This window comes from Mixta hanseatica, from assembly GCF_023517775.1.
Taxonomy (GTDB): domain Bacteria; phylum Pseudomonadota; class Gammaproteobacteria; order Enterobacterales; family Enterobacteriaceae; genus Mixta; species Mixta hanseatica.
The window spans coordinates 1427411-1451001 of the sequence record NZ_CP082904.1 but is presented as its reverse complement, the minus strand read 5'-3'; the positions used below and the strand labels follow the sequence as shown (position 1 = coordinate 1451001).

The following is a 23591-nucleotide window of genomic DNA, read 5'->3' as shown; positions in this document are numbered from 1 at the left end:
GTGATCATGACATCTGACGATCTTGCCTTTGACCGCGACCATATCTGGCATCCCTATACCTCCATGAGCGAACCGCTGCCCTGTTATCCGGTGGTTGCCGCGCAGGGTGTTCATTTACAGCTGGCCGATGGCCGTCATCTGGTGGATGGCATGTCCTCATGGTGGGCGGCGATACACGGCTATAACCACCCACGCCTCAATCAGGCGCTACAACAGCAGATGGCGCAGATGTCGCACGTGATGTTCGGCGGCATTACCCACCCTTCCGCCGTAGCGCTCTGTCGTCGCCTGGTCGCTATGACGCCAGCGCCGCTGGAGTGCGTGTTTTTGGCGGACTCCGGCTCGGTGGCGGTAGAAGTGGCGATGAAAATGGCGCTGCAGTACTGGCAGGCGCGCGGCGAGAAACGCCAACGTTTCCTGACGCTGCGCCGCGGCTACCATGGCGATACCTTCTCCGCCATGTCGGTATGCGATCCCGATAACTCCATGCACAGCCTGTGGCAAGGCTATCTGCCGACGCACCTGTTCGCGCCAGCGCCGCAGTGCCGCTTTGATGCCCCCTGGGATGAGCGGGATATCGCGGAATTTGCCGCCCAGATCGCCGCTCATGGCGACAGCATCGCCGCGGTGATCCTCGAACCTATCGTGCAGGGCGCCGGCGGGATGCGTTTTTATCATCCGCGCTACCTGCAGCAGGTACGTGAACTGTGCAATCGTCATCAGGTACTGCTGATTGCCGATGAGATCGCCACCGGCTTTGGCCGCACCGGTCAGCTGTTCGCCTGTGATCATGCCGGTATCGCTCCCGATATTCTCTGCCTGGGAAAAGCCCTGACCGGCGGCACCATGACGCTTTCCGCGACGCTGACCACGCGCGAGGTGGCGAATACCATCAGCAACGGCGCGGCGGGCTGCTTTATGCACGGCCCGACGTTTATGGGCAATCCGCTGGCCTGCGCCGTAGCCGACGCCAGCCTGGCGCTGCTGCAGGAAGGAAACTGGCGGGCGCAGGTCACGGCCATTGAACAACAGCTGCGTACCGCGCTGCTGCCGCTGGCGGACCATCCGCAGGTGGCGGATGCGCGCGTGCTGGGCGCTATCGGCGTGATCGAAAGCCGTCAGCCAGTTAATATGGCGGCGATTCAACGCTTCTTTGTGGAACAGGGCGTCTGGATCCGTCCTTTCGGCAAGCTGATTTATTTGATGCCGCCTTATGTGATTACGTCGTCACAGCTCAGCCAGCTAACCGCGGCGATCGCGGCGGCGCTGGATGAAAACCAGCTGTTTCTGCCGGGCTAATGCCGTCGCGCCACCGGGCGCGAGGCCGTGGGATCAACTACGCTTTTAACATCCTCATTAGCCAAGGAGTAAATAATGTCACAGCAAAAAGAGCAAAATCGTCGCCTAATTTTGGTTTCGCGCCCGCACGGCGCGCCGGCCCCTGCCAACTTCCGCCTTGATACGCAGCCGGTGCCGACGCCCGGCGAGGGAGAAATGCTTCTGCGGACGGTTTATCTCTCACTCGACCCCTATATGCGCGGTCGCATGAGCGATGCGCCTTCCTACGTTGAGCCTTTTGCGGTGAACGATGTATTAGGCGGCGGCACGGTGGCAATTGTTGAGCAATCACAACATCCCGACTATCAGCCGGGCGACTGGGTAGTCAGCCAGAGCGGCTGGCAGGATTACGCGCTGTCGGACGGCCGCGGGCTGTTTAAATTGCAGGGGCCGGTATTAAAGCATCCTTCATGGGCGTTAAGCCTGCTGGGCATGACCGGCTTTACCGCCTATATGGGGCTGCTGGATATTGGTAACCCGCAGCCGGGCGAAACCGTCGTGGTAGCCGCCGCTACCGGCGCCGTAGGTTCGGTAGTGGGGCAAATCGCGAAGCTGAAAGGCTGTCGCGTGGTCGGCATCGCCGGCGGCGAAGAAAAATGCCGTTACGCTATGGAAAAACTGGGCTTCGACCACTGCGTCGATCACCGCCGCGACGACCTGGCGCAGCAGCTGAAGCAGCACTGTCCTGACGGCATCGACGTCTATTTTGAAAATGTCGGCGGCAAAGTGTTCAACGCGGTGCTGCCGCTGATGAACAGCAAAGGACGCATTCCGCTGTGCGGCCTGATTGCCGACTATAACAGCACCGATCTGCCGCAGGGGCAGGACCATTTACCGCTGTTCCAGGGCGCGATTCTACGTAAACGTCTGCGTGTGCAGGGCTTTATCATTAATCAGGATTACGGCGATCGCTTTGAAGAATTTTTCCGCCAGATGAGTCAGTGGGTGGCGGAGGATCGCCTGGTATTCCGCGAACATATCGTTGATGAGCTGGAAAACGCGCCGGACGCCTTTATCGGTATGCTGGAAGGTAAAAACTTCGGCAAGCTGGTGATCCGGGTAGCAGCAGATCAACCGGGAGAGCAGTCATGAAAATTTTAATGGTTATCACATCCCACGATCGGCTGGGTGACACCGGCAAAAAGACCGGCTTCTGGCTGGAAGAATTTGTCGCGCCTTATTATATCTTCAAGGATGCCGGCATCAGCGTGGTGCTGGCCTCACCGCAGGGCGGGCAGCCGCCGCTCGATCCGAAAAGCGATGAGCCTGATGCGCAAACGCACGATACCGAACGTTTTCGCCAGGATATTGCCGCTCAGCAGGCGCTGGCGAATACGCAACGCCTTGAAACTATTGATAGCAGTAAGTTCGACGCGGTATTTTATCCCGGCGGCCATGGTCCGCTATGGGATCTGGCCGAGGATAAGCACAGTATCGCGCTGATTGAAAACCTGTTTGCCAACGGTAAGCCGGTGGCGACCGTTTGCCACGCGCCTGGCGTGCTGCGCCATGTGAAGAAACCGGACGGTACGCCGCTGGTGGCCGGTAAGCGCGTTACCGGCTTCACCAATAGCGAAGAACAGGCGGTCGGGCTGACGCATATTGTGCCTTTCCTGGTAGAGGATGAGCTGAAGAAACAGGGCGGACTGTTTGAACGCACCGACGACTGGGGCGTCTGGACAGTCACCGATGGTCATCTGATCACCGGACAAAACCCCGCCTCTTCGGCCGCCACCGCAGAAGAATTACTAAAACTGTTGCATCAATAAAATGGAGAGGCGATGAGAGTTTACAGCCACAATTTTAACGACGGCGAAAAGATGCCGGAGCGCCATGTGTTTAACGGCATGGGGTATCAGGGCGATAATATTTCCCCGCATCTGGCCTGGGATGAAGTGCCGGAAGGCACGAAAAGCTTTGTGGTGACCTGCTACGATCCTGATGCGCCGACCGGTTCCGGCTGGTGGCATTGGGTGGTGGCGAATATCCCAGCCAACGTGACGGTGCTGCCGCAGGGCGCAGGTTCCGGCCAGGCGTCGCTGCCCGAAGAAGCGATCCAGACGCGTACCGATTTTGGCGAAGCGGGCTACGGCGGCGCGGCGCCGCCGCCGGGCGAAAGCCACCGCTATATCTTTACTGTTCACGCGCTGGACGTGGATAAAATTGAGGTTGATGAAAACGCCAGCGGCGCGATGGTGGGCTTTAACGTCCATTTCCATCGCCTCGCCAGCGCATCGATCACCGTGATGTACAGCTAACGCTGCCTGCGGGGCGCGACTGCGCCCCGCCCGCTGAGGCCCGCCCTGCTGCGGGCTTTGCTAATTGCGTGCTGCCTGGGCATTCAGATCAATACGCGGTATCACCGCCGCTGAACCGTCATAAAAAAATGCTGAGTTTGAAAAGGAATAAATCTTTCCTGTTAACCTAACCATAATATGCTGGCCGATAGCGGTGACTGTTACCTCTTTCGTATTGGTTGTCAGGAATGGCGCAGACTTCTGCAGAACAGGTAACGGGTCCGCTAATTTTTTGTTCAGGTAATATCGATATACCTCACTATCCGTCGCACCTGCATTATTGTATTGAGTGATATAAAGCCAGACGCCATCTGATAATTCTTTCTTGCTGTAGAGGCTGTCGTCATAGGGCCCAGCCTCGGAACGCCATAAAAGGCCGCCAATAATTACCGCCAGCAACAAAAGCAGTGTAATACTCCGATGTATCCATTTAAAAACCGTGCTGGTTTGCATAATCAATTCGTTGCTGTATCCAATACTGGTCTCGCGGATCATCTCCATAAGGAGGACGCGAATACCAGTGTCCCCATTCCTTTTGAGATGTCCCCGCCCGCGATTGAGCAAACCCACTCCCGGTAAAAAGATTACGTGAGTCGTAAGGTTCCTTTGCAAGTTTGACAGAGCGCTATTGCGCTTCGCCCGCTGTCAGCCGTTTAAATTCCTGTTTTGCTTTTACCATCTGCTGACTGAATGGCCCATTGCTATGTAACCTTGCCACGACCGCCGCTGCCATAATCCGCGCCGCATCGATATCGCTTTGCCAGTGATAGCCGCAAATAACCCGGCTTTCGCCAATTTCCAGCCCACGCCGCAAAATTTCCTGCTGACGCGCTGGGTTGATCTCCGCCAGCACTAGCGCTAAGGCCCAGCCGATGGTGGTATGGCCTGACGGATAAGAACCCTCGCCCGCCAGCGTTTTTTCATCCTCCTGACGGCAGGTCGGTACCCCATAAAAAGAGAAAGGCCGGATACGCTGATAATGTTTTTTCGCGCTGGCGGTGGCCCAAGTTCCGGCATCCTCTTTCATGGTAATCATCAGGCGATAAATCTCAGGCGCCTGCTCTTTACTTAACGGATAACCAAAGGCCTGGGTAAACAGCAGCGGGATGTTTTCCGCCTTAACATCGGCATCCTGCCAGGCCAGCTTGCCGCGAGGCGTTCTGCGCTGCGCCACGCCCCAGTCATACAGCGCTTTATCGCGCAGGAAATCCACGCTGTCGAAAGCCGGCGGCGGCGGCAGAATAGTCAGACTGTCCGGGGCCTCCCGGGCGGTAAGATAGTGTGGAACGGTTTCGGCGCTGACGCCGACAGAAAACAGCAAACTTAGCAGCAGCGGTGAACAGGTATAACGTAAAAGGGGCATAGTGGCTTCCTTGTTGTTTGATTCCCCTTGCTAACACAACGCGCCGGGAGAAGAAAAACAACGCTGAAAGCGCAATAGTTTGATCTGAAGGGAAATAAATGACCGCAGCGCAGCCGGAACTGCGATGCGGCTCATGGTTTACAGCGCGTGGATCACTACCCACATCGGGCCTTGCCCTACCGCATAGCGCGCCAGCGGTGTCAGCAGCCCCTGCTCGCCGCCGATGCGATAAACCTCGATATGGTGTGATTTCTGCCCTGCCGCCACCAGATATTGCCCGCTGCGATCGATGTTAAAACCGCGCGGCTGGGTTTCCGTCGCCTGATGCCCTTCCAGCGTCAGCAGTCCGCCATCTTCGCTGACGCTGAAAATGGTCAGGGTGCTGGAGGTGCGATCGCAGGCGTAAAGATGACGGCCATCCGGCGTCAGGTGAATATCCGCTGCCCAGCGGGTGCCGGTAAAGTCAGCGGGCTGCATATCCAGGCTCTGGACGCGCTCCATTTCGCCATGGGCGTTGCGCAGCTGCCAGACATCCACGGTGCTGTTCAGCTCGTTTACACAGTAGGCATACTGCTGATTCGGATGAAACACCATATGACGCGGACCGGCGCCCTCGACGGTAGTCACCTGCGGCTGTTGATGCGGCGTCAGTTTTCCGGTGGCATGCACATCAAACAGGCAGATGCGATCCTGCTTCAGCGCCGGCACAAACAGCGTTTGGTTGTCGCTGCCGATATTCGCCGAATGGCAGCCTTCCAGCCCATTAATTACCTGGCTCGGCTCCAGCGGCACGCCGTCGGCACCAATCGGACTAATGCTGACGCAGGCATCGTTATAGGATCCGCAGAACAGGAATCGACCCTGACGATCGGTGGAAATGTGCGTCGGGCTGCCCGGCAGCGGCGCCTGCCCCGCTTCGCTCAGCGTACCGTCTTCAGCGATACGATAAGCGATGGTGCGGAACTGCGGACGTACGCCAACGTATAAAAAAGGCTGCGTGGGGTTTACCACCATCGGCTGCACCTGACCGGCGACGTCCACCACTTGCAACAGCGTCAGCGCGCCCTCCTCATTCATACGCCAGACGTGAATCTGTTGGCTTTCCGGGCTGGCGGTATAAACAACTTGCTTCATGAATTCTCCTTGTCTGATTACCTGTAATTGTCGGCCTGTGGCAAAGGGTAGCGCGTTTTACGCCAGCCCGACGGATTGATTATGCCGCTGTGGTTTGGTGACCAGCGCCACAGGGTGTAACATCGCTGCTTTGCTAATAATGACTGGCGGAATTAACTATGAGCTATCGCGTGATTGCCCTCGACCTTGACGGTACGCTGCTGACGCCGCGTAAAACCATTCTTCCTGAATCACTGGCCGCCCTTGCCGAAGCCCAACGGGCCGGGGTGAAAGTCCTGATTGTCACCGGACGCCATCACTGCGCTATCCATCCTTTTTATCAGGCGCTGGCGTTAGATACACCTGCAATCTGCTGTAATGGCACCTATTTGTATGATTATGCAGCGAAAAAGGTATTAGCTGCCGATCCGCTGGCATCGCTGCAGGCGCTGAAGGTGATCGGGATGCTCGAACAGCAGGCAATTCACGGTCTGCTGTACGTTGATGACGCCATGCTCTATCAAACCCCTACCGGCCATGTCGAGCGCACCCTGCTGTGGGCCGAGTCGCTGCCGCCGCATCAGCGCCCGCTCTTTTTGCAGGTGCCGGATCTGGCCGCCGCCGCGCAGGACGCGCAGGCGATCTGGAAGTTCGCCCTCTCCCATCCCGATACGCGCGCGCTGCAGCAGTTTGCCGACATCGTAGAGCAGGAGCTGGGGCTGGCGTGCGAATGGTCGTGGCACGATCAGGTGGATATTGCCCAGGCGGGTAACAGCAAAGGCAAGCGTCTGGCGCAGTGGGTGGCATCACAGGGGCTGGAGATGAAAGATGTGCTGGCGTTTGGCGATAACTATAACGATCTCAGCATGCTGGAAACGGTTGGGCTGGGCGTGGCGATGGGTAACGCCGATGAGGCGATCAAGGCGCGCGCCGGACGAGTTATCGGCACGAATCTGGAGCCGGGAATTGCGGAAACCATTCGTCGCGAAGTGCTGTAACGGCCCCCGACCTTTGATCGCGACCGGCCAGATTACGCGCCTGCTGCCTGGCCGCGTAATCTGGCCGGCGAAAAACAACGGAGCCGTCTTCGGCTCCGCAGGTTTCAGGGCGTGATAGAGACGCTTTTGATCTGGGCGTAGAGCCACATGCCCGGCTTGATCGCCAGTTCATCGCGCGCCCACGGCGTAATGCGCGCCCACAGTTCGCTGGAGCCGATGCGCAGCTTCACTTCTATCTGCTGATTCGAGACCTCAATCAGCTCGCTGACCTGCGCGGGCAAGATATTGCGGATGGTGCTGTTAAGCGGCGGCTGCAGCGTTAGCGACACGTCCGACGACTGAATGCGAATACGCAACGGCGTTTTAATCGGCGCCTCGACCCGGCTGACCCAGATATGCTGATCGCCAAGCGACAGCGCGGTCATCGCATAATCGGGATGCTGCTCCAGCACCTGTACGCGCAGCACGCTGCTCTGTTCGCTACGCGGCAGCCATGGACGCAGCGCGCTGCCGTTCCACACCTCTTCCAGCGTGCCGGTCGCCTTAACCTGCCCGTTATCAAGCACCAGCACCCGATCGGCCAGCTGTAGAATTTCATCGAGGCTGTGCGACACATAGAGCAGTGGGATATCTACCTGCTTTGCCAGCTTGTGCAAATAGGGCAGCAGCTCGCGCTTGCGTAGCAGATCCAGCGCCGCCAGCGGCTCATCCATCAGCAGAATATCAGGCGCGGTCAACAACGCGCGACCAATCGCCACCCGCTGCTTCTCGCCGCCGGAGAGCGACCAGGGAAAACGATCCAGCAGCTCGCCGATACCCAATAAATTAACCAGCGCATCAAACTGCGGCTGGCGGCTTTTCGCCATGCCGTAGCGCAGATTGCCGCGCACCCGATAGTGCGGAAACAGGCGCGCTTCCTGGAATACGTAGCCGACGCGCCGTTTCTCCGGCGGCAGCCAGACCGCCTGCTCCACATCGCTCAGCGTGCGTCCGTTCAGGCGGATATAGCCCTGTTGCGGCGCCGCCAGCCCGGCAATGGCGTTGATTAACGAGGTTTTCCCGGCGCCTGAGACGCCGAAGATAGCGGTAATGCCGTTAGCAGGCAGCTGCGTATCGATCTGCAGCGTGCTGTCGCCCTGCTGCAAGGTGAAGTTAAGTTCCAGCATCAGCCCCCCAAACGCCTCCGGCCCCAGCGAGCCAGCCATTCCGACAGCAGTAATGAAAGCAACGCCAGCGCGATAGCAATCAGGCAGAGCCTGGCGGCATTCGCTTCGGCGCCCGGCGTTTCCAGCAGGGTAAACATCGCCAACGGAATGGTGCGGGTTTCGCCCGGAATATTGGATACAAAGGTGATCGTCGCGCCAAACTCGCCAAGCGAACGGGCAAAGGCCAGCACGGTGCCGGCGATCAGGCCCGGCAGAGTCAGCGGAAGCGTAATGGTAAAGAAAACGCGCCAGCGTCCGGCACCCAGCGTACGCGCCGCCTGTTCCAGTTTAGGATCGACCGCCTCCAGCGCCAGGCGAATGGCGCGCACCATCAGCGGCAGCGCCACCACGGCGGCGGCTAGTGCCGCGCCGCGCCAGCTAAAAGCGAAGCTGATGCCGAACCAGTCATAAAGCCAGGTGCCCAGCCAGCCGCGCCGCCCCAGCGACAGCAGCAGCAGATAGCCCACCACCACCGGCGGCAGCACCAGCGGCAGATGGATTAGGCTATCCAGCAGCGCCTTGCCGCGAAACTCACAGCGCGCCAGCACCCAGGCGAGAAAGATGCCAACAGGCAGACTGAACAATACCGCAATAGCAGAAACTTTCAGGCTAAGCTCAACAGCCTGCCATTCAACATCACTCAATATCATTAGCGTGGGGTAAATCCATATTTTTTAAATACCGTCGCCGCCTCAGGCCCTTTAAGGTAATCATAAAAAGCGCTGACGGCCGCATGGCGATGATCTTTTACGATAGCCATCGGATATTCTACCGGCTTATGGCTGTTTTCCGGGAAATGTCCGACCACCGTCACCTTATGGCTGGCCACCGCATCAGAGCCGTAAACAATTCCGTAAGGCGTTTCGTTACGCTCCACCAGCGCCAGCGCGGCGCGTACATTATTCGCGCGCGCCATCACCGGCGACAGCGTATCCCAGGCGCCTAAGTTTTGTAAGGCCTCTTTCGCATAAATACCGGCCGGAACATGGTCCGGATCGCCGGTCGCGATACGCTGCCCTTTTAACAGGCTTTTCCAGTCGGTGTTTTTATCAATGGTAACCGCTTTCGCCTGCACGTCGGCGGGCGCGATCAGCACCAGGTCATTGCCCAGTAGCGTATAGCGCGAATCGTCGTCGATGCTGTTTTTCTGTGCCGCATAATCCATCCACTGCTGATCGGCGGAAATAAACAGATCGGCCGGCGCTCCCTGCTCTATCTGGCGCGCCAGCGTCGAAGAGGAAGCGTAGGAGGTGACGATTTTAATCTCATGCTTGTTTTTTTCATACTGGCTGACAATATCCTGCAGCGCATTGGTCAACGACGCGGCGGCAAACACGGTGACCTTTTCCGCCTCAGCGGCGTGCGCTGATACGCTCAGGCTGATGGCGGCAGCGCCCAACCAGCGGCTCCATTTCATAGCAGACATAGCATTTCTCCAGATTACGTTATGTAGCGCATACTATAACGAGACGGGAAGCAATGTCATACGTTTGATCAAACGGCGGACGGCGAAACGATAAACAACCGGGCCGACATTATGTCGGCCCGGTTAAAAGAAGGGATAACGTGGTGAGCTTACTGGCGATGCTTTGCCGGCTGGTCATTACGATGACCGAACTTTGAAATGACGTTGAACACTTCGCCCAGGCCATAAATCAGGCCGAGAATAATCGCCATCACGATCGGCACCATGATTACGGCGACAGCAAGGCTTTTTAATAACTCCAGCATAGTTGCCTCGTTTATTCGGGTAAAAAACCCATTTTAACCAGCGTGACGGAAAACGCACTGCTATTTTGTGCGCTTTACCTTTCCTTAAGCTGTGCCGCTTAACGCCGTGACACCCCCCGCCGGCTCTTTTACAATCCGTTCATTACCACTTTTTGGGGTTTAGCATGCAGGCTGATATTTCTCTGATTATTCGATTACAGCAAAAGCTGTTCGCCGATCCGCGCCGAATTGCGTTATTGCAACAGATTAAACACACCGGCTCTATTAGCCAGGGCGCCAAACTGGCGGGCATCAGTTACAAAAGCGCCTGGGATGCGATCAACGAAATGAATCAGCTGGCGGAGCGTACGCTGGTCGAGCGCGCCACCGGCGGTAAAGGCGGCGGCGGCGCGCAGCTTACGCGCTACGGCGAGCGCTTAATCGAGCTGTTCCGCCTGCTGGAGCAGATCCAGCAAAAAGCTTTCGATGTGTTACAGGATGACCAGCTGCCGCTGGATAGTCTGCTGGCGGCCATTGCCCGTTTCTCATTGCAAACCAGCGCGCGCAATCAGCTGTTCGGCACCGTGGTGAATCGTGATGCCGAACAGGTGCAGCAGCATATCGAAGTGCGGTTGGCCGATGGTCAGACGCATCTGAAAGCCGCCCTGACCCGCCAGAGCGCCGATCGCCTGCAGCTTAGCAGCGGCAAAGAGGTGCTGCTGTTAATCAAGGCGCCATGGATCGAGATCGACCGCACGCCTTCCGCGGCGGATAACCAGCTGCCCTGCGTTATCAGCGCGATTGAGCGCGGCGAACAGCAGAGCGAAGTGCTGATGCGCCTCGCCAGCGGCGAAACGCTGTGCGCCACGCTCAGCAATGCGCAGGTCGCGCAGCAAGATCTACAGCAAGGCGCAGCGGTAATAGCACATTTCAATGCCGATCGGGTGATTATCGCGACGCTGCTCTGAATCGATGGCGGTGGTTTGACAAGCTTTCCGTCAGCCATTAAAAAATCCTTTCACGCTGCAAAAAACGGAATGGAAAATGGCTACGTTGCAAATCTCGCAAGGCACGTTTCGTCTTAGCGATACCCGAGTATTGACGCTTAATGATTTAACGCTGCGCAGCGGAGAAAGCTGGGCTTTTGTCGGCGCTAACGGCAGCGGCAAATCTTCCCTGGCGCGCGCCTTAACGGGCGAGCTGCCGCCGCTTGAGGGAAGCTTTGCCAGCGACTTTGCCCGCCCGACGCGCCTGTCACTGGAGAAACTGCAAAAGCTGGTTGAGGAAGAATGGCAGCGTAACAACACCGATCTGCTGAGCGAAGGCGAAGAGGATACGGGCCGCACGGCGGCGGAGATGATTCAGGATGAGGAGGAAAATGAAGCGCGCTGCCGCCAGCTGGCGCAGCTGTTCGGCATTGAATATCTGCTTGAACGTCGCTTTAAATACCTTTCTACCGGCGAAACGCGCAAAACCTTACTTTGTCAGGCGCTAATGGCCCAGCCGGATCTGCTGGTGCTGGACGAGCCGTTTGATGGGCTGGATGTGGCCTCGCGCGCCAGCCTTGCGACGCTGCTGGAAGATCTGCATCAGCAGGGTTACACCCTGGTGCTGGTGCTAAATCGCTTTGACGACATTCCCGCGTTTGTCGAGCGCACCGGCGTGCTGGCCGAGTGTAACCTGACTCATGTCGGCGCACGTGAAACGGTGCTGGCGGAAGCGCTGGTGGCGCAGCTGGCGCGCAGCGAACAGCTGGCGGGCATGGCGGTGCCAGAGGCGGATAATCCGGCCCTACAGCCGCGGCTGGCGCCCGACGCGCCGCGTATTTTGTTGAAAAACGGCGTGGTTAGCTATAACGATCGGCCGGTTTTACATGGGTTGAACTGGGAGGTTAAACCCGGCGAGCACTGGCAAATCATCGGGCCGAACGGCGCGGGCAAATCAACCTTGTTAAGTCTGGTGACCGGCGATCATCCGCAGGGTTACAGCAATGATTTAACGCTGTTTGGCCGGCGACGCGGCAGCGGCGAGACCATCTGGGATATTAAACAGCATATTGGTTATGTCAGCAGTAGCCTGCATCAGGATTATCGCGTCACCATTAGCGTGCGCAACGTAATCCTTTCCGGCTATTTTGATTCTATCGGTTTGTATCAGGCGCCTTCCGACCGGCAACGCAAGCTGGCCGATGCCTGGCTGGCGCTGCTGGGTATGGCGACCCAGAGCGACGCCCCTTTCCACAGTCTCTCCTGGGGACAACAGCGGCTGGTGCTGATTGCGCGCGCGCTGGTTAAACATCCCACGCTGTTGATTCTGGACGAGCCGCTGCAGGGCCTGGATCCGATCAATCGTCAGCTGGTGCGGCGTTTTATCGATGTGCTGATTGCAGAGGGCGAAACACAGCTGCTGTTTGTTTCGCATCATGCCGAAGATGCGCCGCAGTGTATTACTCATCGTTTGAGCTTTGTCCCGCAGGACAATGGCTACCGCTATGATATTACCGCGCTAAATTAAGGTGACGGCCCGGGCGAACCGGGCCTGACCTCCATGCCTTACGGGCCGCCCCGTTATCACGCTGTCGCTATCCCCGCTTTGGCAACATGTCACTTTTATCGTTTTCTGTTTAATGCGCTAAACACTGGAGCCTCATTACGTGTAACCGCTACCATTATTTCATGCTGTTAAATAAATGTCCTTTACCGCAGGTACTATTAATACTGGCAAATAAGAATTTTCATCTTGTGTAAACGATTCCATTTATCCAGACTGGATCACGCTTTCCACTTTTACACTGTGCTATTTTTTATTCTGCGATCTTCGCTTTAGTCAGCTATCAGGACATAACATGGAAAAATTTAATCCGGTCGATCATCCTCATCGCCGTTATAACCCGCTGACCGATCAGTGGGTGCTGGTTTCCCCACATCGTGCGAAACGTCCATGGCAGGGCGCGCAAGAGGCGCCGGCCGTGCAGCAACTGCCAAAACACGATCCCGACTGCTTCCTTTGTCCGGGTAATACGCGCGTAACCGGCGATAAAAATCCCGACTATCCGGGCACCTATGTGTTCACTAACGATTTCGCCGCGCTGATGGTGGATACGCCCGAAGCGCCGCAGAGCGACGATATGCTAATGCGTTGCGAAAGCGCGCGCGGCACCAGCCGGGTGATCTGCTTTTCGCCCGATCACAGCAAAACACTGCCGGAGCTGAGCCTGACGGCGCTGGAAGAGGTGGTTTCCACCTGGCAGCAGCAGACCGCCGAACTGGGTCAGCACTATCCCTGGGTGCAGGTATTTGAAAATAAAGGCGCGGCGATGGGCTGCTCCAACCCGCATCCGCATGGTCAGGTTTGGGCCAACAGTTTTCTGCCGAACGAAGTGCAGCGCGAGGATCAACATCAGCGCGCTTACTGGCAACAGCACGGCTCGCCGATGCTGGTGGATTACGTAGCGCGTGAGCTGAATGACGGCAGCCGCACGGTGGTGGAAACCGAACACTGGCTGGCGGTAGTGCCCTGGTGGGCGGCATGGCCATTTGAAACGCTGCTGCTACCAAAAACGCATATCAAACGCCTGGTGGATCTGACCGCAGCGCAGCGCGCCGATCTGGCGCTGGCGTTGAAAAAGCTGACCAGCCGCTACGATAATCTGTTCCAGTGCTCCTTCCCCTACTCCATGGGCTGGCACGGCGCGCCGTTTAACGGCGAAGAGAATGACCACTGGCAGCTGCACGCGCACTTTTATCCACCGCTGCTGCGCTCGGCGACGGTACGCAAATTTATGGTGGGTTACGAAATGCTGGCAGAAACCCAGCGCGATCTCACCGCGGAACAGGCGGCAGAACGTCTGCGTTCTGTCAGCGATATCCATTTCCGCCAGACGGGAGAGGCACAATGAGCTTAAAAGAGACCACCCAACAGATTTTTCAGCAACAGTTTGGCTATCAGCCGACCCACACTATTCAGGCGCCGGGCCGCGTAAACCTCATCGGCGAACATACCGATTACAACGACGGCTTTGTGCTGCCCTGCGCTATTGATTATCAGACGGTAATTAGCTGCGCCAAACGTGACGACCGCCAGGTGCGGGTGATCGCGGTGGACTACGATAACCAGCAGGATAGCTTCTCGCTGGATGAGCCGATTATGAGCGTTAAAGAGCCAATGTGGGCGAACTATGTGCGCGGCGTGGTGAAGCATTTACAGCAGCGCAGCGGCGACTTTAACGGCGCGGATCTGGCGATCAGCGGTAATGTCCCGCAGGGCGCCGGGCTCAGCTCCTCCGCATCGCTGGAAGTCGCGGTCGGCACCCTGTTCCAGCAGCTTTATCATCTGCCGCTGGATGGCGCCGAGATCGCGGTAAACGGCCAGGAAGCGGAAAATCAGTTTGTCGGCTGCAACTGCGGCATTATGGATCAGCTGATTTCTGCGCTGGGTAAAAAGGATCACGCCATGCTGCTCGACTGCCGCACGTTAGGCACGCGTGCGGTGCCGATGCCGGAGGATGTCGCGGTGGTGATTATCAACACCAACTTCCGCCGTAACCTGGTCGGCAGTGAATACAATACGCGTCGCGAGCAGTGTGAAACTGGCGCGCGCTTCTTCAGCCAGCCTGCGCTGCGCGATGTGGATATCAACCAGTTCCGGGCGGTAGAGCATGAGCTGGATCCGCAGGTGGCGAAACGTGTGCGCCACGTCTTAACTGAAAATGCCCGCACGCTGGAGGCCGCGGACGCCCTGAGCAAAGGCGACCTGAAACGCATGGGCGAGCTGATGGCGGAATCACACGCCTCAATGCGCGATGATTTCGAAATCACCGTACCGCCGGTTGATCAGCTGGTCGAGATCGTAAAAGAAGTGATTGGCGATCGCGGCGGCGTGCGCATGACCGGCGGCGGCTTCGGCGGCTGCGTGGTAGCGCTGATGCCGCTTGATCTGGTGGAGCCGGTTAAAGCCGCGGTCGCCAGTCAATATGAAGCCAAAACCGGCATCAAAGAGACCTTTTACGTCTGTAAAGCATCGGAAGGAGCGGGACAATGCTAAACGAGGCTACCTCGCTGGCGCCTGACGGGCAGCCGTGGCGTATAACCGTGCTGCGCAACAACCACGGTATGGTCGCTACCTTTATGGACTGGGGCGCGACCTGGCTCTCGGCGCGCGTGCCGATGAAAGACGGCAGCGTGCGTGAAGCGCTGCTGGGCTGTGCAACGCCGTCTGATTACCTCAATCAGACGGCTTACCTCGGTGCCACCGTTGGCCGCTACGCCAACCGCATCGCCAACGCGCGTCTGAATAAGGACGGCATCGCTCTGGCGGCGAATCAGGGTGCGCATCAGCTGCACGGCGGGCCGGAAGGCTTTGATAAACGCCGCTGGCAGATTGTCAGCCAGAGCGAAAGCAGCGTGCTTTACCGTATCGACTCGCCTGATGGCGATCAGGGCTATCCGGGCAACCTTATCGCACAGGTGGAATATCGCCTGGATGAGAATAACTGTTTGTCGATTAACTGGGAGGCGCAGGTCGATCGCCCCTGCCCGGTTAACCTGACCAACCACGCCTATTTCAATCTGGACGCGCATCACGGCGACGCCCGCCAGCATACGCTACAGCTGAACGCCGATCGCTATCTGCCGGTTAACAGCGACGGCATTCCGCGCGCGCCGCTGCAGGCGGTGGCAAACAGTGGCTTTGATTTTCGCCAGCCCAAATCTGTTAGCCGCGATTTTTTGCAAGATGAAGATCAGCGCCTGGTGCAGGGCTACGATCACGCCTTCCTGCTGAACGAACGCGAGGCGGATCGGCCCGCCGCGCAGCTCTGGTCGGCAGACAATAAGCTTAAGCTGACGGTGCATACCAGCGCGCCGGCGCTGCAGTTCTACAGCGGCAACTATCTGGAAGGAACGCCCGCGCGTGACCAGGGCAGCTATAATGCTTTCCAGGGCATCGCGCTGGAAAGCGAGTTTTTGCCCGACTCGCCGAACCATCCTGAATGGCCGCAGCCTGACTGTTGGTTACAACCCGGCGAAACTTATCACAGTGTTACCCGCTACACGTTAACGGCGGAATAACATCAGGCTGAAAAACAGGCATCGCGCAGGCTGAGTACTTACGCCGTGCGTAGAATTCCGCTATGGTAGGGCACTATCGATTGCCGTGCCGCGCGCGACGGCAATATAATGGTTTCATTATCATACAAGCGTTAAGGAGTTAAGCTATGGCTGTAACTAAGCTGGTTCTGGTGCGCCACGGCGAAAGCCAGTGGAACAACGAAAACCGCTTTACCGGATGGTACGATGTTGATCTGTCTGATAAGGGCCGCGGAGAAGCGAAATCAGCAGGTCAGCTGCTGAAAAAAGAAGGTTTCACCTTCGATTTCGCCTACACCTCCGTGCTGAAGCGCGCGATTCACACGCTGTGGAACATTCTGGACGAACTGGATCAGGCCTGGCTGCCGGTTGAGAAATCCTGGCGTCTGAATGAGCGTCACTACGGGGCGCTGCAGGGCCTGAACAAAGCGGAAACCGCTGAAAAATATGGCGACGAGCAGGTTAAACAGTGGCGTCGCGGCTTTGCCGTTACGCCGCCGGAATTGGATCGCAGCGATGAGCGCTTCCCGGGCCACGATCCGCGCTATGCAAAACTGACCGCTGAGCAGCTGCCGACCACCGAAAGCCTGGCGCTGACCATCGAACGTGTGATCCCTTACTGGAATGAAACCATTCTGCCGCGCCTGAAAAGCGGTGAGAAAGTGATCATTGCCGCTCACGGTAACTCACTGCGCGCGCTGGTGAAATACCTGGACGACATGAGCGAAGACGAAATCCTCGAACTGAACATCCCAACCGGCGTACCGCTGGTTTATGAGTTCGACGAAAACTTCAAGCCGCTCAAACGTTACTATCTGGGCGACGCTGACGAAATCGCAGCGAAAGCCGCAGCGGTAGCGAACCAGGGCAAAGCGAAATAATTCGTAATTTGCCAAAAAACCCGCCAAACGGCGGGTTTTTTTATGGTCGTTTATGCGGATAAAAGATCAGCCCCGGCGCGCTTTTACCGCCGCCGCCAGCTGATGTAATACTTTTTCCGTATCTGCCCAGCCGATGCAGGCGTCGGTAACGCTCTGGCCGTAAACCAGCGGCTCGCCGCTTTCCAGGCTTTGATTGCCTTCCACCAGATGGCTTTCGATCATCACGCCGATAATGCTCTGCTCACCGCCGCTAATCTGCTGCGCCACGTCCTCAGCCACCACCATCTGGCGCTGGAACTGCTTGCTGCTGTTAGCGTGGCTGAAGTCGATCATTACCTGAGCCGGCAGACCCGCCTTTTCCAGACCCGCTTTCACCGCGCTAACATGCTGCGCGCTATAGTTCGGCTCTTTACCACCGCGCAGAATAATATGGCAGTCGCCGTTACCACTGGTTTCAACGATAGCGGAATGGCCATATTTGGTGACCGAGAGGAAGCAGTGCGGCGAACCAGCGGCGTTGATCGCATCAATAGCGACCTTAATGGTGCCATCAGTGCCGTTTTTGAAGCCTACCGGGCAGGAAAGGCCGGAGGCCAGTTCGCGGTGCACCTGTGATTCGGTGGTGCGCGCGCCGATAGCGCCCCAACTCATCAGGTCGGCCAGATATTGCGGAGTGATCATATCAAGGAACTCGCCCGCCGCCGGCAGACCGGTATCGTTGATGTCCAGCAGTAGCTTACGGGCAATGCGTAAGCCGTCATTAATCTGGAAGCTGCCATCCATCAGCGGATCGTTTATCAGCCCTTTCCAGCCCACCGTGGTACGCGGCTTTTCGAAATAGACGCGCATCACGATTTCCAGCTCGCCGCTCAGCGCGTCGCGCAGCGCTAACAGACGCGTCGCGTACTCTTTGGCCGCTTTGACATCATGAATCGAACAGGGACCGATCACCACCAGCAGACGGTCATCTTCATTTTTCAGAATTTTGTGGATCGCCTGACGTGAAGCGGCGACGGTCGCAGCGGCTTTTTCCGTGGCGGGAAATTTTTCCAGCAGCGCCACCGGCGGCAGTAATTCTTTTATCTCTTTGATTCTTAAATCATCATTCTGGTAATTCATAAGCTATCCATTTTATATTTTGCCTGACATGCAGCAGGCACAACTTGTCCAATTTATCCCTTCACTGCCGCGCTGTAAATCGTGTTTCCCTTCGCGCAGCCCGCCTGGCATTTGCATTTCTTTGGTTCCTTACTACACTTTTAACCGTTAGTTCTTAAAAAATTATTATTTTCATCAGATGTTTTCGTCATACGTTGTTGTGGCGAGATATTGTTTCGCCCGCATGAAAAGATGATTTAAATGTTCTATCAGGTTTCGTCAGCAACTATCAATAATTAACGGGAGCATAATTATGAATAAGTTTGCCATTGCAATTCTGACAGCAGCAATGACCCTTGGCAGCGGCGCCGCACTAGCCGCGCAGGGCGGCAACAACGGCACCGCAAACCAGGCAGCGGATGCGGGCGCGGTAGCTCCAGGCGCTAAAGAGAACTTGCCACCAAATAATGTTGATAATAGCCAGATCAATAACTCCGGCATCAACTCTAATACCAGCAGCACGCCAACCGCGGGCAGCAACGGCATGAGCGCCGATGAAATGGATCAAAACGCGCAGTGTAAAGACGGTAAATGCCCTAACGTCAACGAAAAAGTTCAGACGCAGCAGGGCGGCGGTGATGTCGATCGTAAAACCGATGGCACTACGCAATAACAGTCCCTCGTCAGACGAATAATATAAGAGAGAGCTACGGCTCTCTTTTATTTTATCTGGCGCTTAAGCTGCATTGACTATTATTCCCTTCTTTCCGCACGCGCTTTACCGCTTAATCGCCTGGCGGTCATTGCTTCCACTGCGGTTTTCGCTATGCTAAAGCGCTGTAATACATCAAATAAGACGACATCAATAAACCTATGGCGCATCTGTTACTTATTGACGATCATCCGCTGGTGCAGGTTGCGCTGGAGGCCGCTTTAGCGACGGCGCCGATCGGCTTAACCCTGACGGCGGTAGATAATGAAAACGCCGCGTTTCAGGCTTTGCAGCAGCGCCTGCCGCAGCTGGTCATCCTTGATATCAGCTTGCCTGACAGCAACGGGCTGGAGATGCTCAAGCTGCTCAAGCGTCGCTTCCCTGCCCTGCCGGTGCTGATCTATTCCGCGCAAACCGAGCGCCTTTATATGCAGATGGCGCAGACGGCCGGAGCGGCCGGCTATATTGTAAAAAGTCAGAGTATGCCGCAGCTGCTGAGCGCGATTCTTGCAGTGCTGGGCGGTAAGCAGGTATTCGCTGCCGATATTGCCGACGCGGGGGCATTGCCGCTGACTGTAAAAGAGCAGCAGGTGCTTTCGCTGCTGGCGCAGGGCTTTTCTAATCTGCAAATTGCCCAACAGCTGCATATCAGTAATAAAACCGTCAGCACCCATAAAAAAAATATTCTGGAGAAAACCGGAGCGCATTCCGTGCTGGACCTTGCCGCCTTATGGAAAGCACAGCAATAGCCCGTCTGCTGCTGTTGCTGCTGTTGCTGCTGCTGAGCGCGCCGGCCGCCGCCGCCTGGCGCCCGGTAAGCAGCATGCCGCTGCCGCAGGAACTGATGATACCCGGCGGCGAAATGCTTTCCTGGCAGGGAAAAACGCTGCGCGTCGGCGTGCTGCAAGCCAGTAGCGCGCCGTGGAACATGTTTGTCGGCAAAGATCTCTACGGCATTAACGCCGACTATCTGGTGGCGCTCGGCAACTTGACCGGCGCGCGCTTCACTATTAGCAGTTATCCCACTAATAGCGCGCTGCTGAATGCGCTGCGCCAGGGCAAAGAAGATCTTGCTTTTGGCATCCCGCGTCAGGCAATCGCCGACGATCTTTACGCTACGCGCCCGTGGTTTAGTACGCCGCTGCGCATCTACCGCAGCCGCCAGAATCATCGCCCGGTAATGTTTAATTCTCAGGAGGCGCGTATTGCGGTCAGCGCCAGCACGCTGCAACAGGTCAACCCCGACTTTGCGCATCGTCACCGCTGGGAAACCTACAGCAGCGATTTACAGGCGCTTTATACCCTGTTCAATCGGCAAAACGATTATGTGGTGGCGGATGAAACCAGCGCCGGCTTTCTGCTCAGCCAGCTGCAGCAGGGCCAGATTTATCAGATCGCTTCTACGCTCGATCCCGGCGAGCTGAGCCTGTATGCCGTGACGCCGCAGGCCGCGCTGCGCGACGCCCTGAATCAGGCAATTCGTCAGCTGCCGGTCGAGGTCATCAACGGTATTCAGGGGCGCTGGAGTATGCAGCTGCCGCGCTATTCCGATACCAATACGCTGCATCTTACCGCGCTGGAAAAAACCTGGCTGCAGCAGCATCCGCAGATAGTTTACAGCGCGTTAACGGATAACTATCCCTGGAGTTATCGCAGCGCCAGCGGCGAAGCGCGCGGTTACAGCATCGATCTGCTGAATGCGATTGGGCAGAGTACCGGCCTGCGCTTCACTCCGCTGTGGGTTAATAATCCGCAGCAGGCGCGGGAACGTGTCGCCGCCGGGCAGGCGCAAATTGAGCTGGTGCAGCCGCTGACCGGCAGTAATGAGATGGAAAGCAGTACCCTGCCGGTATGGCGTGCGCTCTGGGGCGTCTACGTGGGGACGATCTCCCCTGCCGTGACCCGCTGGCAGGATTTACAGGGCAAACGCGTAGGGATCCGGCGCGGCGATTTAGCGCAGCAGCTGCTTCCTGCCGGGCTGACGGTGCAGCCCTTTGATGATGGTCCTGCGCTGTATAACGCGCTGGCTAATGGGCAACTGGATGCGGTGGTGGATAATGTGCTCTCGGCACGCTGGCTGATCCAGAGCCGCTATGGCGAGGCGGTGCGCTTCGCCTTTGCCGCCAGCGATGTCGCCTGGCCGATCGCCATGGGCGTCAGCAGCCAGCAGCCGCTGCTGCGCGCTATTCTCGATAAAGGCTTACAGCAGATCCCATCCGATACCCAGCAGCGTATGCGCGAAGCCTGGAGCAATGAAAATCAGCCCGCCGGCGCGGAAAGCGGCGTTATGCGCCCGCTTATCCAGGTACTGCTGATAGCCGCCCTGGCGGCGATTGTTCTGTTGCTGGCGCTGCTGGCACGCCGCTGGCGGCAACAGCGTCAGGAGGCGCGCCAGCGTTTACAGCTTGAGCAAGAGCGCGAGGCGGCAGAGCAGGCTAACCGCATGAAGAGCCAGTTTCTTGCCAGCGTCAGTCATGAGTTGCGTACGCCAATGCAGGCGATCCTCGGCCTGCTGGAACTGGAACTGGCCCACCAGCCGCAGGCGAGCGGCCTGGCACTGATTCACAGCAGCGCTACCTCGCTGATGACGTTGCTAAACGATCTACAGGATCATGCGCGCATTGAAAATAACACCTTCAGTTTGCAGCCCGCGCCGTTGGATCTGCAGCAGTGGCTGGACGATCTGGCGCGCTTTTGGTTGCCGCTGATGCGTCGCGACGGCCCTCGCTTTAGCGTAAAAGCGCTATCTTCCCTGCCCCGGCGCGTTCTGATTGATGGCGGGCGCCTGCAACAGATCGCCACTAATTTGATCAGCAATGCGGTGAAGTTTACCGCTGACGGCACCATCAGCCTGACGCTGAATGCCACGGAGCAGCAGCTTACGCTATGCGTTATCGACAGCGGCAGTGGCATCCCCGCCGATGAACAAGCGCGGCTGTTTGAACCCTGGTATCAGACGCCGTCGGGCCGGGCTCGCTCGGTTCAGGGAAGCGGCCTGGGCCTGTCGATTTGCCGTGAAATTGCGCGGCGCATGGGCGGCGATATCGTTCTGCGCTCGCAGCCCGGCGCAGGCACTCAGGTTACCGTGACGCTGCCGCTAACCTTAAGCGCGCAGGCGCCGCTGGTGACGGCATCGGACGCTGCGCGTCCGAATCTGCAGCATCTGAAGGTGGCGGTTGTCGACGATCATCCCACCAATCTGCTGGTTATCCAGCAGCAGCTCAACTGGCTGGGGGCGGATGTGCAGGTATTCGCTGAAGGGCGTGCGCTGCTGCGTGTCGCAGAGACCACCCGTTTCGATGTTATTTTGCTTGATTACAATATGCCGCGACCCAACGGCCCAACGGTGGCGCGCATTTTACGGCGGCGTGAACGCCGGGCGGTCACGCGTACGCGCCTGATTTACTGCAGCGCCGATGCGCAGCTGCGACAACAGCCTGAAGCCTGGCGCACGGCGGATGAGGTAATGCTGAAACCGGTTAGCCTGAATGCGCTACGCACGGCGTTGACTCATCAGGCCCATCAGCCGTCCAGCGGTACGCCGGACGAGCTGGAGCGGCAGCTCTGGCAGTTAGCCAATCAGGACGCGACGTATCTACCACGGATTATCGCCACGCTGCGCCAGACGCTACAGGAAGACAGTGACGCTATTCAGCAGGCGCTCGATCAGCAGGCGTGGACGCAGCTGGAAAAGCACGCGCATCGTATGAAGGGCAGCTGGCTGCTGTTAGGTATTGATGAAGGCGAGCGACTTTGCCAGCGGCTGGGCGCGCAGGCGCAGGCGCGGCAGGACTGCAGGGAAACAAGCCATTTACTGTTATTATTAACCAGAGATTTATTATCCAGACTGGAAACCTATGACGCATCATCATTCGCACACGGAACATGACGGCAACCGCTCCCGGTTGCTTGCCGCTTTTGTTGTTACAGCCCTGTTTATGCTGGCGGAAGTGGCGGGCGGCCTGCTCTCCGGCTCGCTGGCGCTGCTGGCCGATGCCGGACATATGCTGACTGATACCGCCGCGCTGTTGATGGCGCTGCTGGCGGTGCAGTTTGCGCAGCGTAAGCCGAACGCCAGCCATACCTTTGGCTGGCTGCGCCTGACCACGCTGGCCGCCTTTGTTAACGCCATCGCGCTGTTTGTGATTACCATCCTGATTGTCTGGGAAGCGGTGCAGCGCTTTTATCAGCCGCAGCCGGTGGCCAGCGGCATGATGCTGGCTATCGCTGTCGGCGGTCTGCTGGCTAATCTGCTCTCTTTCTGGCTGTTGCATCGCGGCAGCGGCGAAAGCAACATGAACGTGCGGGCGGCAGCGCTGCACGTATTGGGCGATCTGCTCGGGTCGTTAGGGGCGATTGTCGCCGCGTTGATTATTATGTTTACCGGCTGGACGCCTGTCGATCCCATTTTATCGCTGGTGGTCTCCGCGCTGGTGCTGCGCAGCGCGTGGACGTTGCTGAAAGAGAGCCTGCATGAATTGCTGGAAGGCGCGCCCGCGGCGATAGATGCGGAAAAGCTGAAGCGCGATTTAACGCTGAACATCCCGGAAGTGCGTAACGTTCACCATGTTCATCTTTGGCAGGTCGGCGAAAAGCCGATTGTAACGCTACATGTTCATGTGGTGCCGCCGTACGATCATGATGCGCTGCTGCAGCGTATCCACCATTATCTGCACCAGCGCTATCAAATCGATCACGCGACGGTGCAGATGGAATATCAATCCTGCGAAGGGGACGACTGCGGCCTGACGCTGGGCGCGCCGTCGCACGCCCATCATCACCATCACTGA

General features: G+C 57.6%; 23 protein-coding genes. 15 read left to right on the top strand and 8 right to left on the bottom strand.

The window, feature by feature from the left end; translation table 11 throughout:
• Positions 1 to 6: 6 nt before the first annotated feature.
• The 4 genes from bioA (at position 7) to K6958_RS07050 (ending at position 3596) form a co-directional block, all read left to right on the top strand.
• The gene (bioA, locus tag K6958_RS07065) at positions 7 to 1299 is read left to right on the top strand and encodes an adenosylmethionine--8-amino-7-oxononanoate transaminase (protein WP_249894614.1); all 1293 of its coding nucleotides are present in this window, start codon (positions 7 to 9) and stop codon (positions 1297 to 1299) included.
• A gap of 75 nt (positions 1300 to 1374) precedes the next feature.
• Positions 1375 to 2430 carry an NADPH-dependent curcumin/dihydrocurcumin reductase gene (gene curA / locus K6958_RS07060; protein WP_249893975.1) on the top strand — a complete coding sequence of 352 codons (1056 nt, stop codon included), beginning with the start codon at positions 1375 to 1377 and terminating at the stop codon, positions 2428 to 2430.
• Entirely contained in the window at positions 2427 to 3107 is a 681-nt protein-coding gene (locus K6958_RS07055; protein WP_249893974.1) for a type 1 glutamine amidotransferase domain-containing protein, read from the top strand. The genes curA and K6958_RS07055 overlap by 4 nt, the downstream gene beginning before the upstream one ends.
• 12 nt (positions 3108 to 3119) lie before the next feature.
• Positions 3120 to 3596, top strand: coding sequence for a kinase inhibitor (locus K6958_RS07050; protein ID WP_249893973.1), 477 nt, complete (start codon positions 3120 to 3122; stop codon positions 3594 to 3596).
• A 60-nt stretch (positions 3597 to 3656) separates the two neighbouring features.
• Here the strand turns inward: K6958_RS07050 and K6958_RS07045 are convergent, their stop codons facing one another.
• The 3 genes from K6958_RS07045 to pgl all read right to left on the bottom strand — a co-directional run bounded on the left by K6958_RS07045 (position 3657) and on the right by pgl (position 6132).
• On the bottom strand, positions 3657 to 4130 hold the full coding sequence (locus K6958_RS07045) for a hypothetical protein (protein ID WP_249893972.1): 474 nt from the start codon (positions 4128 to 4130) through the stop codon (positions 3657 to 3659).
• 130 nt (positions 4131 to 4260) lie between these two features.
• Positions 4261 to 4998: an acid phosphatase gene (locus K6958_RS07040; RefSeq protein WP_249893971.1), complete on the bottom strand. Its 738-nt coding sequence runs from the start codon at positions 4996 to 4998 to the stop codon at positions 4261 to 4263.
• Positions 4999 to 5136: 138 nt separating this feature from the next.
• Entirely contained in the window at positions 5137 to 6132 is a 996-nt protein-coding gene (gene pgl, locus K6958_RS07035; RefSeq protein ID WP_249893970.1) for a 6-phosphogluconolactonase, read from the bottom strand.
• 158 nt (positions 6133 to 6290) lie between these two features.
• On the opposite strand from pgl, the gene K6958_RS07030 reads away from it, so the two are divergent.
• Complete coding sequence (locus tag K6958_RS07030; RefSeq protein WP_249893969.1) at positions 6291 to 7109, top strand: pyridoxal phosphatase; 819 nt, start codon at positions 6291 to 6293, stop codon at positions 7107 to 7109.
• Between the two features lie 104 nt (positions 7110 to 7213).
• Here the strand turns inward: K6958_RS07030 and modC are convergent, their stop codons facing one another.
• The 4 genes from modC to K6958_RS07010 form a co-directional block, all read right to left on the bottom strand.
• Positions 7214 to 8275, bottom strand: coding sequence for a molybdenum ABC transporter ATP-binding protein ModC (modC, locus tag K6958_RS07025; RefSeq protein ID WP_249894613.1), 1062 nt, complete (start codon positions 8273 to 8275; stop codon positions 7214 to 7216).
• Positions 8275 to 8964, bottom strand: a complete 690-nt coding sequence (gene modB, locus K6958_RS07020; RefSeq protein ID WP_249893968.1) for a molybdate ABC transporter permease subunit — start codon at positions 8962 to 8964, stop codon at positions 8275 to 8277. Before modB ends, modC begins: the two co-directional genes overlap by 1 nt.
• Positions 8964 to 9731 (bottom strand): molybdate ABC transporter substrate-binding protein, encoded by a 768-nt coding sequence (gene modA, locus K6958_RS07015; protein WP_249894612.1) that lies wholly within the window; start codon positions 9729 to 9731, stop codon positions 8964 to 8966. Before modA ends, modB begins: the two co-directional genes overlap by 1 nt.
• A gap of 158 nt (positions 9732 to 9889) precedes the next feature.
• The gene (locus K6958_RS07010; RefSeq protein ID WP_085067555.1) at positions 9890 to 10045 is read right to left on the bottom strand and encodes an AcrZ family multidrug efflux pump-associated protein; all 156 of its coding nucleotides are present in this window, start codon (positions 10043 to 10045) and stop codon (positions 9890 to 9892) included.
• Positions 10046 to 10209: 164 nt separating this feature from the next.
• Here K6958_RS07010 and modE point away from each other — a divergent pair, with 164 nt between their 5' ends.
• From modE to gpmA, 6 genes are all read left to right on the top strand, one after another.
• Positions 10210 to 10992: a molybdenum-dependent transcriptional regulator gene (gene modE / locus K6958_RS07005; RefSeq protein WP_249893967.1), complete on the top strand. Its 783-nt coding sequence runs from the start codon at positions 10210 to 10212 to the stop codon at positions 10990 to 10992.
• Between the two features lie 76 nt (positions 10993 to 11068).
• The gene (gene modF / locus K6958_RS07000) at positions 11069 to 12538 is read left to right on the top strand and encodes a molybdate ABC transporter ATP-binding protein ModF (protein WP_249893966.1); all 1470 of its coding nucleotides are present in this window, start codon (positions 11069 to 11071) and stop codon (positions 12536 to 12538) included.
• A 331-nt stretch (positions 12539 to 12869) separates the two neighbouring features.
• Positions 12870 to 13922: a galactose-1-phosphate uridylyltransferase gene (gene galT / locus K6958_RS06995; protein ID WP_249893965.1), complete on the top strand. Its 1053-nt coding sequence runs from the start codon at positions 12870 to 12872 to the stop codon at positions 13920 to 13922.
• Positions 13919 to 15067: a galactokinase gene (gene galK, locus K6958_RS06990; protein ID WP_249893964.1), complete on the top strand. Its 1149-nt coding sequence runs from the start codon at positions 13919 to 13921 to the stop codon at positions 15065 to 15067. Before galT ends, galK begins: the two co-directional genes overlap by 4 nt.
• Positions 15061 to 16092 (top strand): galactose-1-epimerase, encoded by a 1032-nt coding sequence (gene galM / locus K6958_RS06985; RefSeq protein WP_249893963.1) that lies wholly within the window; start codon positions 15061 to 15063, stop codon positions 16090 to 16092. The genes galK and galM overlap by 7 nt, the downstream gene beginning before the upstream one ends.
• Positions 16093 to 16238: 146 nt before the next feature.
• Positions 16239 to 16991, top strand: a complete 753-nt coding sequence (gpmA, locus tag K6958_RS06980) for a 2,3-diphosphoglycerate-dependent phosphoglycerate mutase (protein ID WP_249893962.1) — start codon at positions 16239 to 16241, stop codon at positions 16989 to 16991.
• A 66-nt stretch (positions 16992 to 17057) separates the two neighbouring features.
• Here the strand turns inward: gpmA and aroG are convergent, their stop codons facing one another.
• A complete protein-coding gene (gene aroG / locus K6958_RS06975) occupies positions 17058 to 18110 on the bottom strand; it encodes a 3-deoxy-7-phosphoheptulonate synthase AroG (RefSeq protein WP_249893961.1) in 1053 nt (350 codons plus the stop codon).
• A 292-nt stretch (positions 18111 to 18402) separates the two neighbouring features.
• Between aroG and K6958_RS06970 the strand changes: the two genes are divergently transcribed.
• The 4 genes from K6958_RS06970 to zitB all read left to right on the top strand — a co-directional run bounded on the left by K6958_RS06970 (position 18403) and on the right by zitB (position 23591).
• A complete protein-coding gene (locus K6958_RS06970; protein WP_249893960.1) occupies positions 18403 to 18762 on the top strand; it encodes a YbgS-like family protein in 360 nt (119 codons plus the stop codon).
• A 200-nt stretch (positions 18763 to 18962) separates the two neighbouring features.
• On the top strand, positions 18963 to 19550 hold the full coding sequence (locus K6958_RS06965) for a response regulator (RefSeq protein WP_249893959.1): 588 nt from the start codon (positions 18963 to 18965) through the stop codon (positions 19548 to 19550).
• Positions 19532 to 22690: an ATP-binding protein gene (locus K6958_RS06960; RefSeq protein WP_249893958.1), complete on the top strand. Its 3159-nt coding sequence runs from the start codon at positions 19532 to 19534 to the stop codon at positions 22688 to 22690. The genes K6958_RS06965 and K6958_RS06960 overlap by 19 nt, the downstream gene beginning before the upstream one ends.
• A complete protein-coding gene (gene zitB / locus K6958_RS06955) occupies positions 22659 to 23591 on the top strand; it encodes a CDF family zinc transporter ZitB (RefSeq protein ID WP_249893957.1) in 933 nt (310 codons plus the stop codon). Before K6958_RS06960 ends, zitB begins: the two co-directional genes overlap by 32 nt.